The sequence below is a fragment of the Pseudomonas sp. GD04019 genome, assembly GCF_029837695.1.
Classification (GTDB): Bacteria; Pseudomonadota; Gammaproteobacteria; order Pseudomonadales; family Pseudomonadaceae; genus Aquipseudomonas.
In genome coordinates, this window is the sequence record NZ_JAOEEA010000001.1 from 38,614 (window position 1) to 52,984 (window position 14,371).

Here is a 14,371-nt window from a genome sequence, read left to right on the forward strand (position 1 = left end):
CAATAATGGCGCAAACAACAAGAGAGCCCCGCCATGCGCCCACTGCTGCTGATCCTCGCCCTCGCCGGCGTCGCCCTGTTCCTGCTCGGCCTGCACCTCGAATTCCAGTGGCTGACGCTACTGAGCAAGCCAGTGCCGATGATCTGCCTGCTGATCTGGCTGCGCCAGGCGCCGGCCGGCACCTATCGGCGCTGGATCGCCATCGGCCTGGGGTTTTCGCTGCTGGGCGACATGCTGCTGCAGTGGTCGGCCGATCTGTTCGTATTCGGCCTGGGGGCCTTCTTGCTCGCCCACCTCGCCTACCTGGTGGCTTACCTGAGCGATACGCGCCGCCTGGCACCTCTCGACCTGCTGATCGCCGCGCTTGCGGCCGGCGGCATGTTCTTCGTGCTGGCCGGCGCCGGCCTCGGGCCACTGCTGCTGCCGGTGGCGCTGTACAGCCTGGCCATCGGCGCCATGCTGTGGCGAGCGCTGGCGCGGATCGGCGCGGTGGCGGCCACCTCCGCCTGGCTGGCGGCGGGCGGCGCGGCGCTGTTCGTGCTGTCGGACAGCCTGATCGGTATCAACCGCTTCGTCGCGCCGTTCGAGGGCGCCGGCTACGCCATCATCCTCAGCTACTGGCTGGGGCAACTCGGCATCACCGCCTCGGCGGTGGTCCTGCTCGCCCGACCGGCTCAACTGGAAGGAGCTTCCTCGGCGCCGTCCATCTCCCGGCGATAGATGCACAGGCGGTTACGCCCGCCGCGCTTGGCCTGGTACAGGGCCAGGTCGGCAGCGTGCAGCAGCGCATCCATCTGTTCGCCGTCCAGCGGGAACCAGGCCAGGCCGAGCGAGATATTGATCGGCCCCAGTGGCTGGCCACCGTAGCGTACCTGCAGACGGCTTACGGCCAGGCGCAGGGATTCGCAGCGCTCGATGGCATCCTCGCGGCTGATCTCCGGCATTACCAGGCAGAACTCCTCGCCGCCGTAGCGGCAGGCCAGGTCGCTGGTGCGCACGCTGCGCTTCATCTCCATGGCCAGGTGGCGCAGCACCAGGTCGCCGGCCTCGTGGCCGAAGGTGTCGTTGAAGCGCTTGAAGTGGTCCACATCGAGCAGCACCACGGCCACCGGCGACTGCTTGCGCGAGGCGCGCAACAACTCGCGGCGCAGGGTCTCGTCGAGGAAGCGGCGGTTGTGCAGCCCCGTCAGGGCATCCACCAGCGACTGCTGCCGCAGGCTCTCGCGCAGCGACAGGTTGGACACGCCCAGCGATACCTGCTCGGCGAAGGCCTCGGCCAGCTCCAGGTCGGCCGCCTTGTTGCCGCCCAGCGTCAGTACCCCGAGTGGCTCGCCCTGAGCCATCAGCGGCACGCAGAGGTAACCCTGCTCGGCCAGAGCAGTGCCATGCAGGTGTGGGCACAGCAGGTCCTTGCCCGGGTCCTGCACCTGGTGGCTCTGGCCGCGGCGGATGGCCCAGCACGAATGCGGCTCGAACAGATCCATGTCCTGTGGCCAGTCGCCCCAGTGGGCCACGCTCTCCAGCACGTCGCGGGAGGGGTGGTAGAGCGTCAGGCTGCCGGCATTCTGCGGAAACAGCTGGCCGGCGAAGCGGCCGATGATGCCGTAGCACTCGTCGAAGCTGTTGATCGAGTGCAACGCCCCAGCCATGCGGCTGAGCAGGGAAATTTCGCGATTGCGCAGCTCCAGGCGCTGCATGCCACTGGACAGCTGCTCGCTGAGATTGCGCAGGCTGTGACGGGCTGTGCGCCCGTCCCTAAGGGTGCGGAAAGTGAAGTAGTTCAGCAGCCCGATCAGCAGCAGGTCGAGCAGGCCGGTCGCCACCATACCGCCGATCATTACCCTGCGCTGCCATCCGCGGCGCTGCTCGAGAATCTGCAGGCGAACGTTCAGGTCAGCCTGCATCTCGCCGCTGAAGGTGCGCAACGTGTCCATCAGCTGTTTGCCCTTGCCGGTGGAGACGCGCGCCACCGCCGCCTCGATTCCCGCCTGGCGGCGTACGTCGACGGTGCCCTGCAGGTAGCTGCGCTGCTCGGCGATCACCGGTTTCAATCTGTCCAGGTGCTGCTTGAGCTCAGCGTCCTCGGTCGCGCTCTGCTCCAGCACCAGGAGCAGACGGTCCACTTCGGAAAACCCCAGGTAGAGCGGCGAGAGGAAATCATCACGGCCGGTGATGACGAAACCGCGCTGCCCGGTCTCGCCATCGGTCAGCGCCGCCAGTAGTTGCTGACTGTTGGCCAGCAGCCTCTCCTCCTGCTCGTAGCGCATATGGGTGGCGTCGATCCAACGTTCGCCGAACAGCGGCACCAGCAGGTTGAGGCTGAGCATCAGGATGGCCAGCGTGAAGCCGGCCTGGAGTCGTGTTGCCGTCCGCATTTCCCTGCGTTCCTTATCGGGCAGATAGCACAAGAGTAACCGCTGCAGTCCGGATAGCCACCCGTTTCCGGTCATAGCCACGGATAAGCCGGCTGTCTCACGGGCGAGACGGCAACGTCTCGGCAAATCGTCTATAGAGAGAATCAGGACCTTTCAAGGAGGCTGCCATGCATGGCGACCCGTGGGCGCTACTGATGCTTTCGCTGTTCCTGCTGTCCGGCTGCACCAGCCTGCTGCCCAGCCAGCGAGCGGAGGTCACCTCCCCCTTCGGGGACTATCTCGATACCGAGATCCGCTACGCCCAGGCGCAACCGGACAAGACCACCCGCGTCGAGCTGTTCGAGCTGGGCTTCGACCCGCTCAGCCAGGGTAACGGCAAGATGCTCTCGTTCATCGACCTGCGTCTGATGTTCGTACAGCCCAACGTGCCCATCGAATACCTGCCGGACGGCATGCTGCGCTGCCTGGAGGCCAAGGATCGCTGCATCGGCTACGCCTTCGAGTTCAACAAGACCGACACCCAGCGTGTGGGCAGCTTCTGGGCCGACGTGCTCAACTTCCGCAAGACGCGGGAGCTGAAGGGCTGGACCTTCCGCGCGGTATTCGTGCTGGTCGACGACACCCTGGTGCACAAGGTCAGCAACGGCGAGCCGAACATCCGCCGCTACGAGGTCAAGCGCAACCCGCTGGGCCCGCTACAGGGCGGCGGCGAGTTCATCCTGGACCAGTTGCCCTGATGGCGGTTGGGTTGCTGCAAGCTCTTGGCTAGAATGCCGGCCTTTGCGCCCGGACCAAATCACCGTGAAACAGCAGCCCGACCGACTCTTCGCCCAGCCCCTGGACCAGGTGCCGGACTTCGTCTTCAACGAGGACGTGGCCAAGGTCTTCCCGGACATGATCAAGCGTTCGGTACCGGGCTACCCGACCATCGTCGAGAACCTCGGCGTGCTGGCCGCGCAGTTCGCCCAGCCGCACAGCGCTCTATACGACCTTGGCTGCTCCCTCGGCGCGGTGACCCAGGCCCTGCGCCGCCATGTGCGCACCGACGACTGCAGGGTGATCGCGGTGGACAACTCCCACGCCATGGTCGAGCGCTGCTCCGAGTACCTGCACGCCCAGGACGCCATGTTCCAGGAGCTGCTGCCGGTCGAGGTCCTCGAGGCGGATATCCTCACCCTGGACTTCCAGCCAGCCTCGCTGGTGGCGCTCAACTTCACCCTGCAGTTCGTTGCCCCGGAACAGCGCCTGGAATTGCTGAGCCGCATCCGCCAGGCCCTGCTGCCGGGCGGCGCGCTGATCCTCTCGGAAAAGCTGCGTTTCGCCGATGATGCCGAACAGGCCCTGCTCGGCGAGCTGCACCTGGCGTTCAAGCGCGCCAATGGCTACAGCGAACTGGAAATCGCCCAGAAGCGCAGCGCCATCGAGAACGTGATGAAGCCCGACAGCCTGGAGCAGCACCGCGAGCGCCTGCTGGCGGCCGGCTTCTCCAAGGTCGTGCCCTGGTTCCAGTGCCTCAACTTTGCCTCGCTGATCGCCCTGCCATGATCTTCTCCCGCCTCGACCTCGACGCCCTGCAACAGCAACTGGCCGGCAGCCCGCTGCAGGAGTGGGCCGCCGACCTGCCCGCCCAGCTCGACGCCAAGCTCGCCGTGGGCCACGGCGACCTCGCGCGCTGGTTCGCCGCCGTCGAGGCGTTGCCGACACTGGCGCTGGAAAACACCGAGCTGCGCACTGCGCTGCGCCTGGACGGAGCCTGTGACGAGGCCACGCGCACCGCGCTGAAGAGCGCGCTGCAGGGCCTGATCCCCTGGCGCAAGGGGCCGTTCGAGCTGTTCGGCGTGCACGTCGACACCGAATGGCGTTCGGACTGGAAATGGGAACGGGTCGCCCCGCATCTGGACCTGGCCGGCAAACGCATCCTCGATGTCGGCTGCGGTAACGGCTACTACATGTGGCGCATGCTCGGCGCCGGTGCCGATGCCGTGGTGGGCGTCGATCCCAACTGGCTGTTCCTCAACCAGTTCCTCGCCGTGAAGCACTACCTGCCCGATGCACCGGCCTGGCACCTGCCGCTGGCCCTGGAGGAATTGCCGGCGAAGCTGGAAGGCTTCGACACCGTGTTCTCCATGGGCGTGCTCTACCACCGCCGCTCGCCCATCGACCATCTGCTGGAGCTCAAGGACTGCCTGCTCAAGGGCGGCGAGCTGGTGCTGGAGACCCTGGTGGTGGAAGGCGATGCCCAGCAGGTGCTGGTGCCCGAGGACCGCTACGCGATGATGCGCAACGTCTGGTTCCTGCCCTCGGTGCCGGCCCTGGAGCTGTGGCTGCGCCGCGCCGGCTTCGTCGACGTGCGCTGCGTGGATGTCTCCACCACCAGCGTCGAGGAACAACGCAGCACCGAGTGGATGCGCTACCAGTCGCTACCGGAATTCCTCGACCCGGCCGACCACAGCCGCACCCTCGAAGGTCTGCCGGCGCCGACCCGCGCCGTGCTGCTGGCGCGCAAGCCCTGACTCAGTCCAGGTAGCCCAAAGCGTCGCCCAGGCTAATCTTGCTGCGCACGAACACGCCGTTGCCGCGCCCCACTTCCTTGCCGTCCTCGCCATACAGCACGGCCTCGGCGATGAACTGCGACTTGTTGCGGTTGACCACCTTGCCCACCGCTTTCAGCTTGCCGGCCGACACCGGGCGGGTGAGGTAGGTGGTGAAGGCCGTGGTCAACACGAACACCTCGGGCTCGAGGGAGTTGGCGGCGAAGAAAGCCGCATCGTCGAGCAGCTTGAAGTAGACCGAGCCATGCACCGCACCGGCGGCGTGAAAGAACTTCTCCTCCACCTGAATCTCGATCTCCGCCTCGCCATCGCGGACACGCATGACCAGCTGGTAGAAGGCGTTGACTGGTGCGGCGCCATACATGGTCTGCAAGCGCTGGTAGTGTTCCTCGGGGCTCATGGCGACTCCGCTGGGTGAAATACGCCGCCACTCTATCGCGCCACAAAGGCAGCGAAATCACCACGGCCAGACAGCCCGCGAGCATGGCGGAATCGGCCGTTAGGCGGCCCAGCGCCGATGCATCGGTCTCAGACCAGCTCGATGCGGTCATCGAAGATGCGGATCAGGCCCTGCTTGAACAGCCCGCCGATGGCCTTCTTGAAGTTGCCCTTGCTGACGCCGAAAGCCTTGCTGATGACTTCCGGCGGACTCTTGTCGGACAGCGCCAGCTTGCCGCCGGCGTTACGCAGTGCAGTGAGGATCTGCTCGGACAGCTCATCGCGAGCCTGCTGGCCGACCGGCTGCAGGCTCAGGCTGATCTTGCCGTCGGCGCGCAGCTCCTTGATGAAGCCCTTTTCCTGGGAGCCGCCACGCAGGAACTTGAACACCTCGTTCTTGTGGATCAGGCCCCAGTGCTGGCCATTGATGATGGCCTTGAAGCCCAGGTCGGTCTGCTCCACCACCAGCAGGTCGACTTCCTGACCCACCTGATAGTTCGCCGGGGTCTTGTCCAGATAGCGGTCCAGGCGCGCGGTGGCGGTGATGCGCCGGCTGCGGTCGAGGTAGACGTGCACCACGCAGTAGTCGCCGACCTGCAGCGGACGCTTCTCCTCGGAGTGCGGCATCAGCAGGTCCTTGGACAGGCCCCAGTCGAAGAACAGACCGATGCGATTGATATCCACCACCTTGAGGCTGGCGAAGCCGCCGACCTGCACCTTGGGCTTCTCGGTGGTGGCGATCAGGCGGTCCTCGCTGTCCAGGTAGACGAAGACGTTGAGCCAGTCGCCGACCTCGCACGGCTCGCCCTTGGGGATGTAGCGCTTGGGCAAGAGGATCTCGCCATCGGCATCGCCGTCGAGATAGAGGCCGAAGTCGGCCAGCTTAGCCACCTGCAGAGAGTTGTAGCGCCCGATCAGAGCCATGTTCACCACCCAATTCGAAGAGGCGGGCATTCTACACCCTAGGGCCTGTTGACGTTTTGTCACGGCTGCAACGGGTTGCGCGCCAAATCGCGCCATGCGTTGTTGCTGGACTTGACGAGGGATCACCATTCCCTGCGTCCCGCGCCTAGCGGATCGCCGTCCGGCCTGGCGCGATTTTGGCGCAGCAACGCGGACGCGAAAAGCGTCAACAGGCCCTACTGGGAGACAGCCGGTAACATGCGCCACTGGCGTCTAGCACGGGCATGTTTCAGAATCATGGCATTCCGCAACTTCGACCCGCCCCATCTGTCTGAATTACACGGATTCTCGCCGCCCTATCCCAGGAGCTCCTGTGCGCCTTTCCAGTCGCTGGCTGCCGTACCCTGCCGCGTCGCTTTTCGCCCTCGGCCTGCTGTTCGTTGTGCTGCCCATCGCCGCCCGCTACTGGCTGGGCTGGTCGAGCTGGCCGGGCTATGTTTCCGACCTGGGCATCGGTGGGCTGCTCCTGCTGCTGTGCTATCGCCGGCCGCTGCTGGCGGCTCCGCTGGCCGCGATCTGGGCCCTCTTCCTGCTGAGCAACGCCGAGTTGGTCAACGCGGTCGGGCGCATGCCCGAGCCCAGCGATCTCAAATACCTGAGCGATCCCCAGTTCGTCAGCCAGTCCACCCAGGGTAGCGGCCTGCGCTACCCGCTGCTGGCTGGCGCCCTGGTGATCGGCGTGCTGGCTTGCCTGCTGGTCGGACGCAAAGCCGGACCAAAGATTTCCCGCTACGCCTATGTGCTGCCGGTCGCCCTGCTGTGCAGCCACGCCATCGATCAGTACCTGGAGCCCAGCGAGGACGACCAGTGGCGTCTGTTCAACCTGCCGCACAAGGTGCTGGCCGAAGGTACCAGCCGCGTACGCGTGGCGGTGGAGGACTTGCATGCCGGTGAGGACTCCGGCCTGCCGCCGGATATCGACGGCCTGAGCAAGCTGGACCTGTCCGGCGCACCGCTGCTGCCCGGCGGCGGCAAGGCGCGCAACGTGCTGATCGTGACCCTGGAAGGCATTCCTGGCGCGTATATCGCCAAGAACCGCCAACTGATCGGCAGCAGCTATGAAGAAGACCTGATGCCGCGCCTGAGCGAGTGGGCCGAGCGCAGCATGACCACCCCGGACTACGTGCTGCACAGCCACCAGACCATCCGCGGCCTGTACTCCATGCTCTGTGGCGACTACGGCAAGCTGGACTCCGGCACGCCCAAGGGCGTGGAGCTGCTCAACAGCCAGACCCGCAATCTGCAATGCCTGCCGCACCAGATGCGCACCATGGGCTTCCGCACCCACTTCCTACAGGGCGCCGGCCTACGCTTCATGGCCAAGGACCAGATCATGCCGCACATGGGCTTCCAGCAGACCCACGGCCGCGACTGGTTCAAGAACAAGCCGTACCTGGAGTTCCCCTGGGGCATGGACGACAAGGCCTACTTCGAGGGTGCGCTGAAGTATGTCAAGCAGTTGCGCGGCAACCAGCAGCCGTGGATGCTCACCCTGCTCACCGTCGGCACCCACCAACCCTATTCCGCGCCCAAGGAGTACCTGGAGCGCTACCCCACCGCCAAGCAGGCCGCCATCGGCTACCTGGACGATGCGGTCGCTGACTTCCTCGAAGGCCTGGAGAAACAGGGCGTGCTCAAGGACACCCTGGTGATCGTCACCTCCGACGAATCCCACGGCCTGGAAAACGTACGCCTGGCCTCGGCCTGGGGCTTCAACCTGGTGCTGGCGCCGGATGGCGACCAGCTGCCCAAGGTCAAGCCTGGGGTATACGGCCACGTCGACCTGACCACCTCGGTGCTCGACTACTTCGACCTGCCGGTCCCGGACAACATCGCCGGCCGCTCGCTGTTCCGCGACTACGCCACCCCGCGCGAGATCATGTCGTACACCAACGGCCTGCTGCGTCAGCACGATGGCAAGGTGTTCACCGAGTGCACCTTCCAGCAGGTGTGCCGCCGTTACGAGAGCACCGGCTTCATCACCGCCCATCCCAAGTACATGGGCCGGGTCACCGGGCGCCAGGCACGCCTGGTCAGCCAGCGCGCCGCCCTGCTCGACCAGTCCATCACTGGCGGGCAGATCGGCCAGCGCTATCAGTTCGCCAACCGCGAGCGCATCGACCTCAAGGTCGAATCGCGCGACGACTGGACGGACAACCTGATCGGCGCCCAGTACCTGGAAATGCCCAAGGGCACCCGCACCCGCGTGACCCTGAAGATCGAAGCCGTGCGCCTGGACCGCAACGGCGCGGCGCTGCGCCTGATCACCAAGGAATTCGATCGCAACAACAGCCTGACCATCCCGCCGCTGCCGGCGCTCAAGCGCGGCGAGATCGTCGAGCTGAGCTTCGATTTCGACAACCCGGAAACCCGCAAGGCGTTCTCCTTCCACCTGCTTGGCGAAGGCCGCGGCGCCATCCGCATCAGCGACTTCAGCGTGGTCACCGAGCCGTTGCCGCCGGAGCTGGTGGCTAACCAGGAAGTCGACTCGGCCATGGAGGCGGCGGCTCACTAAGGGTTGCCGCCCAGCTGGTAGCCCGGATGCAATCCGGGGACGGAGCCCCTGTTTCCCGGATGCATCCGGGCTGCTCGTCGCCCCTCTCCCGCAACGCGAGAGGGAGAGGGCTTTTTGGCTTTAGTAACCCAACCCCAACCGGACCAGCTTGCCGTCCGGTGCATCGATCAGCAGATACAGGTAGCCATCCGGCCCCTGGCGCACATCGCGGATGCGCCAACCCTTGTCCTGCAGTAGACGTTCCTCATGCCCCACCCTGTCGCCGTCCAGCTGCAGGCGGATCAGCGACTGGTCGGCCAGCGCACCGATGAACAGGCTGTGCTGCCAGGCCGGGAAGCGCTCGGCGGCATAGAAGGCCATGCCGGAGATCGCCGGCGACTTTTCCCACACGTGCTGCGGCGCCTCGGTGCCGGCCACCCGCTCGCCTTCGGCCTCGGGAATTGGCAGCAAGCTGTAGTTGACCCCGTGGGTGGCCAGCGGCCAGCCGTAGTTGCGTCCTTTGCGCGGAATATTGATCTCGTCGCCGCCGCGCGGGCCGTGCTCGTGCAGCCAGATGGCGCCGCTCCAGGGATTGACTGCCATCCCCTGGGGATTGCGGTGGCCGTAGGACCAGATCTCCGTGCGTGCGCCCGGCTTGCCGACGAAGGGATTGTCCGGCGGCACACTGCCGTCTGGCTTCAGCCGCACCAGCTTGCCCTGCAGCTTGTCCAGTTCCTGGGCGGTGGCGCGCTGGTTGTTCTCGCCCAGACTGATGTACAGGAAGCCCTGATCATCGAAGACCAGGCGCGAGCCGAAATGAATGCCCTCGGACAGCTTGGGCTGCTGGCGGAAGATCACCCGGAAATCCTCCAGCGCACTCATGTCTTCCTTCAGCCGACCACGGCCGACCGCGGTACCGGCCTTGTTGCCGGACTCGTCCGCCTCGGCATAGCTCAGGTAGACCAGGCGATCCCGGACGAAGTCCGGCGACAGTGCAACGTCCAGCAAGCCGCCCTGGCCACGGGCATACACCTGCGGTACCCCGGTCAACGGCGCCTGAAGACGCCCCTGGGCATCCAGCCAGCGCAGGCGCCCTGGGCGCTCGGTGATCAGGCTGCCCTGGCCATCCGGCAGGAAAGCCAGGCTCCAGGGATGTTCCAGACCGCCCACCACCTCGGTCAGCTGCAGCTCTCCGAGCTCGCTACGCTCGGCCATGGCCGGCGCCGCCAGCAGCGTGCCCGTGATCAGGATTGCCAATATCTGCCGCATGTTCGTCCTCGCTCTCGCCCGACCTTTCTTTTAGCCCAATCCCGGTGCAGGCCCCAGGCCGGTTACAATGCCTTTCATTTCCTGATGTGACACCCGCTGCCATGACCGAAGCCGAACGCCTGTCGAAACGCCTGATCCAGCAGATCTCCTGCTCGCGCCGCGAGGCGGAGCTGTACATCGAGGGCGGCTGGGTCACGGTGGATGGCCAGGTGATCGAGGAGCCGCAGCACCCGGTGCGCGACGAGCAGGTGGTATTGCTGCCCGGCGCCAAGGCCGAGACCCAGCCGCCGATCACACTGCTGCTGCACAAGCCGGTCGGCCTCGGCTGCGGCATGGGCGCCAACTCCACCCAGCAGTTGCTCAGCCACGCCCACCACTGGGCCGAGGATGCCAGCGGCATCCGCCCGCTGAACCGCCACCTGCGCCGCCTGGAACTGCTCACCCCGCTGGAAACCGACGCCAGCGGCCTGCTGGTGTTCAGCCAGAGCCACGCGGTGGTACGCCTGTTCAAGGAACAGGGCGCGACGCTGGAGCAGGAATACCTGGTGGAGGTGGCCGGTAGCCTGGACGAAAAAGGCCTCAAGCGCCTGAGCTTCGGCCAGACCTACAAAGGCGTGACGGTGCCGCCGTGCAAGGTCAGCTGGCAGAGCGAGACGCGCCTGCGCTTCGCCATCAAGGCCGTGCAACCGGGCCAGCTGCGTTTCATGTGCGAACACGTCGGCCTGCAGGTGCTGGGCATCCGCCGCCTGCGCTTCGGCCGCACCGGCCTGGCCAAGGTGCCGGTCGGCCAGTGGCGCTATCTGGGGTTGAACGAGAAGTTCTGATCAGTAGTTGGCGTAGCGCTGTTCTATGCGCAGGTATTCGCCATTGGCGCGGATGGCCGCCAGGCCTCGGTTGAAGCGCTCGCTCTGCTCCGGCAGGCGGAAGCCGACGCTGTAGGCGGTTGGCGGAAACAGCATGTACTGGGTCACCGCCACGCTGGTGTCGACCTGCTCGCCGACCTCGCGATTGAAATAGCGCATGATGCGCGGGTCGCCCACCACCACGTCGATACGCCCGCTGTACAACAGGCGGTTGCGATTGATCTGCTGGGCCTCCTCACGGTAGCGCGGGTTGGCCTCGGCCATGGCCTGGAACTCCGGCCCAAGCAGGTGGCGAGCGCGCTGGAAGGTGCTGATCGAGTAGCGTCCCAGATCGGCGATGCTGTTTATCCGGTAGCCACGCGACGACAGCGCCAGGGCGACATTCTGACAATGGATATAGGGCGCCGAGTAGTAGACCGGCATGCCGCTGTAGGCATTGGTGGTGGCGATGCCATCCAGCTCGCCCTTGCCCAGCGCCAGGTGCAGCCGCTCCATGGGCGCGTAGCGCACCTCCACCTCGTCGCCTGCGGCGCGCACAGCAGCCACCACGATGTCGTACTCCAGCCCGCGGCTCTGGCCCTCGAATACGTAGGGCGGCTTGTGCGTGCCGAAGCCGATGCGCAGCGACTCTGCCAGCGCGGTGGGCGCCAGCAGCAGAAACAGCCACAGCCAGACGCGTGAAAACATGCAGTTCCCCTTAGCGATGGACCTAGCATAGGTGGTCGTCCATGGCTGGCGCCATCACTCGCGCATATGCAGGGCGATTCATCCGATGGCGGCGTCTTGGGTCTAGACTCAGCGCTCTCAGACGATGGAGAACTGCCATGCTCAAAGCCGAATACCAACACCGCGGCAAGGTCCCGCAGGACGTGATCGAAGCGGTGGAGCTGCAACTGCCACCGCTGCCTGCCGGCCAGGCCCTGGTCAAGGTGCTGGCGGCACCGATCAACCCTTCCGACGTACTGACCCTGACCGGCGAATACGGCATGCTGCCGCCGCTGCCGGCCATCGGCGGTAACGAGGGCGTCGGCCGCGTCGAACAGCTGGGCGAAGGCGTGAGCAACGTCAAGGTCGGCCAGACCGTGCTGCTGCCGGTGGGCATCGGCACCTGGGTCACCCACCTGCACGCCCCCGCCGCCAAGCTGATCCCGCTGCCGGACGCCGATCCGCAACAGTTGGCGATGATGACCATCAACCCGCCGACCGCCTCCCTGCTGCTCAGCGAGTTCGTGGACCTCAAGCCGGGCGACTGGGTGATCCAGAACGCGGCCAACTCCGGCGTCGGCGGCTACCTGATCCAGCTGGCCAAGCTGCGTGGTTTCAAGACCATCAACGTGGTGCGCCGCGAAGCCGCGGTGGCCGGGGTCAAGGCCGAGGGCGGTGACGTGGTGCTGCTGGACGGCCCTGACCTGCACAAGCGCGTACGCGAGGCCACCGGTGGTGCGCCGGTGATGCTCGGCATTGACGCCGTGGGCGGCGCCGCCACCGATCACGTGGCGGCCTGCCTGAGCGAGGGCGGCAAGCTGGTGAACTACGGTCTGATGAGCGGCGAGCCGTGCCAGGTGTCGGCGGCCTCCTTCGTGTTCCGCGACGTGACCCTGCGCGGCTTCTGGCTGGCCAAGTGGTTCCAGAAGGCCAGCCAGGCCGACCAGTTCCGCGTGTTCGGCGAGCTGACCCAGCTGATCGCCAGCGGCAAGCTCAAGGCCCGTGTCGCCGCCACCTACAACATCAGCCAGATCAAGGAAGCCATTGCTGCGGCCGCCGCTGGCGAGCGCGACGGCAAGATCCTGATAGTGCCCTGAGCGGCTCACGCAAAAAGAAAAGGGGGCCTGTAGGCCCCCTTCTCGTTTCACCGCCGGCTTCGTCCCATCGAGCAGTAACTCGGACTACCCCCTCTCCCTCCGGGAGAGGGTCGGGGTGAGGGCGTCAAAGGCAGCTCGGAGCGGCCTGAACTCCCCTCACCCTACGCGGGCCGCCCCAGCCCCTCTGCCATAGGGAGAGGGGAGCCAGTTTCACTCCGCCGCCGGCTTCTTGCGTTTCAGTGGGGCCATGCCGTCCTGGCTGACCAGGCTGGAGGGCGCGGCCTTCGGCGCGTTCGAGCGGCGCTTGGCGGCTGCAGGCTTGTTGGCCGCACTCTTCTTCGAGCCATCCTTCTTGTCGGTCTTTTTCTTCTTCACGCCGACGGCCTTGCCGGATGCCTTGACGTTCTTCGGCCCCTGGTAGCTGCCCTTGAGCTCCTTGATCACCCGGCGCTCGAAACGCTGCTTGAGGTAGCGTTCGATGCTCGACATCAGATTCCAGTCGTTGTGGCAGATCAGCGATACCGCCAGGCCCTCGGCGCCGGCACGACCGGTACGGCCGATGCGGTGCACATACTCATCGCCGGAGCGCGGCATATCGAAGTTGATCACCAGATCCAGACCCTCGATATCCAGGCCGCGGGCCGCCACGTCGGTGGCCACCAGCACCTTGCTGCCACCCTGCTTGAGGCGGTCCATGGCCAGCTTGCGGTCTTTCTGGTCCTTGTCGCCGTGCAACACGAAGGCCTTGTAGTCCGCCGCCACCAGGTGACCGTACAGGCGATCGGCCTGCACCCGGGTGTTGGTGAAGACGATGGCCTTGCGGTAGGTCTCGTTGCTCAGCAGCCAGTGCACCAGACGTTCCTTGTGGCCCGGATCGTCGGCGGTGATGATCTGCTGGACGGTGGTCTCGCCGAGCTGGTCGACGCTGTTGAGCTTGAGATGCACCGGCTCGCGCAGCACCTTGGCGATCATCTCGCGCAGCACCTTGCCACCGCCGGTGGCGGAGAACAGCAGGGTCTGCTGGCGGTTGGCGCACTCGGCGGTGATGCGCTCGATGTCCTCGGCGAAGCCCATGTCGAGCATGCGGTCGGCCTCGTCCAGTACCAGCACCTCGACCCCGTTGAGCTTCAGGCTGCCGGCGTTGAGGTGTTCCATCAGACGACCGGGCGTGGCGATCAGCAGGTCCGGCTGACGGCGCAGTATGGCCGCCTGCTCCTTGAAGTCCTCGCCGCCGGTGACCAGCGCCGACTTGAGGAAGGTGAACTGGGAGAAACGCTCGACTTCCTTGACGATCTGCTGGGCCAGCTCGCGGGTCGGCAGCAGGATCAGCGAACGCACGTCAGTGCGCTGCTTGGAGTTGGCATCGCCAAGCAGCCGGTTGAGCAGCGGCAGCAGGAAGGCTGCGGTCTTGCCACTGCCGGTCTGCGCCGTCACCCGCAGGTCACGCCCCTGCAGAGCCGGCGGAATGGCCGCGAGCTGCACCGGCGTCGGCTCGGTGAAGTTCAGCTCGGCGACGGCCTTGAGCAGGCGTTCATGCAGGGCGAATTGGGAGAACACAGGACTTACCTCGGCGCAAAATCGGAAAACAGCTGCATAGGTTACCGGTTGTCGGGGC

The 14,371-nt window shown here is 65.9% G+C and carries 13 protein-coding genes; 7 read left to right on the top strand and 6 right to left on the bottom strand.

Annotated elements, in window-relative coordinates; translation table 11 throughout:
- The first annotated feature begins 33 nt into the window (after positions 1-33).
- Entirely contained in the window at positions 34-720 is a 687-nt protein-coding gene (locus N7607_RS00220; RefSeq protein WP_279864988.1) for a lysoplasmalogenase, read from the top strand.
- Here N7607_RS00220 and N7607_RS00225 read toward each other — a convergent pair.
- On the bottom strand, positions 675-2,375 hold the full coding sequence (locus N7607_RS00225; protein ID WP_279864987.1) for a diguanylate cyclase: 1,701 nt from the start codon (positions 2,373-2,375) through the stop codon (positions 675-677). The genes N7607_RS00220 and N7607_RS00225 overlap by 46 nt on opposite strands.
- A 167-nt stretch (positions 2,376-2,542) precedes the next feature.
- Between N7607_RS00225 and N7607_RS00230 the strand changes: the two genes are divergently transcribed.
- From N7607_RS00230 to cmoB, 3 genes are all read left to right on the top strand, one after another.
- Positions 2,543-3,112: a hypothetical protein gene (locus tag N7607_RS00230; protein ID WP_279864986.1), complete on the top strand. Its 570-nt coding sequence runs from the start codon at positions 2,543-2,545 to the stop codon at positions 3,110-3,112.
- 64 nt (positions 3,113-3,176) lie between these two features.
- Positions 3,177-3,920 carry a carboxy-S-adenosyl-L-methionine synthase CmoA gene (cmoA, locus tag N7607_RS00235; RefSeq protein WP_279864984.1) on the top strand — a complete coding sequence of 248 codons (744 nt, stop codon included), beginning with the start codon at positions 3,177-3,179 and terminating at the stop codon, positions 3,918-3,920.
- Complete coding sequence (cmoB, locus tag N7607_RS00240) at positions 3,920-4,888, top strand: tRNA 5-methoxyuridine(34)/uridine 5-oxyacetic acid(34) synthase CmoB (protein WP_279865206.1); 969 nt, start codon at positions 3,920-3,922, stop codon at positions 4,886-4,888. The genes cmoA and cmoB overlap by 1 nt, the downstream gene beginning before the upstream one ends.
- Before the next feature lies 1 nt (position 4,889).
- Here the strand turns inward: cmoB and N7607_RS00245 are convergent, their stop codons facing one another.
- Together N7607_RS00245 and N7607_RS00250 are read right to left on the bottom strand one after the other, a co-directional pair.
- The gene (locus N7607_RS00245) at positions 4,890-5,327 is read right to left on the bottom strand and encodes a PaaI family thioesterase (RefSeq protein ID WP_279864982.1); all 438 of its coding nucleotides are present in this window, start codon (positions 5,325-5,327) and stop codon (positions 4,890-4,892) included.
- 128 nt (positions 5,328-5,455) lie between these two features.
- On the bottom strand, positions 5,456-6,289 hold the full coding sequence (locus tag N7607_RS00250; protein ID WP_279864980.1) for a S1-like domain-containing RNA-binding protein: 834 nt from the start codon (positions 6,287-6,289) through the stop codon (positions 5,456-5,458).
- A 352-nt stretch (positions 6,290-6,641) separates the two neighbouring features.
- Here N7607_RS00250 and N7607_RS00255 point away from each other — a divergent pair, with 352 nt between their 5' ends.
- Complete coding sequence (locus tag N7607_RS00255; RefSeq protein WP_279864978.1) at positions 6,642-8,843, top strand: LTA synthase family protein; 2,202 nt, start codon at positions 6,642-6,644, stop codon at positions 8,841-8,843.
- Positions 8,844-8,963: 120 nt separating this feature from the next.
- Here the strand turns inward: N7607_RS00255 and N7607_RS00260 are convergent, their stop codons facing one another.
- Positions 8,964-10,037 carry a PQQ-dependent sugar dehydrogenase gene (locus N7607_RS00260; protein WP_279865205.1) on the bottom strand — a complete coding sequence of 358 codons (1,074 nt, stop codon included), beginning with the start codon at positions 10,035-10,037 and terminating at the stop codon, positions 8,964-8,966.
- 155 nt (positions 10,038-10,192) lie between these two features.
- Between N7607_RS00260 and N7607_RS00265 the strand changes: the two genes are divergently transcribed.
- The gene (locus N7607_RS00265) at positions 10,193-10,915 is read left to right on the top strand and encodes an rRNA pseudouridine synthase (RefSeq protein ID WP_279864977.1); all 723 of its coding nucleotides are present in this window, start codon (positions 10,193-10,195) and stop codon (positions 10,913-10,915) included.
- Here the strand turns inward: N7607_RS00265 and N7607_RS00270 are convergent, their stop codons facing one another.
- A complete protein-coding gene (locus N7607_RS00270; RefSeq protein ID WP_279864976.1) occupies positions 10,916-11,641 on the bottom strand; it encodes an ABC transporter substrate-binding protein in 726 nt (241 codons plus the stop codon).
- Positions 11,642-11,778: 137 nt separating this feature from the next.
- Between N7607_RS00270 and N7607_RS00275 the strand changes: the two genes are divergently transcribed.
- Positions 11,779-12,756, top strand: a complete 978-nt coding sequence (locus N7607_RS00275) for a zinc-dependent alcohol dehydrogenase family protein (protein ID WP_279864975.1) — start codon at positions 11,779-11,781, stop codon at positions 12,754-12,756.
- Positions 12,757-12,966: 210 nt separating this feature from the next.
- On the opposite strand, the gene N7607_RS00280 is transcribed toward N7607_RS00275, so the two are convergent.
- Complete coding sequence (locus tag N7607_RS00280; RefSeq protein ID WP_279864974.1) at positions 12,967-14,313, bottom strand: DEAD/DEAH box helicase; 1,347 nt, start codon at positions 14,311-14,313, stop codon at positions 12,967-12,969.
- Positions 14,314-14,371 lie beyond the last annotated feature (58 nt).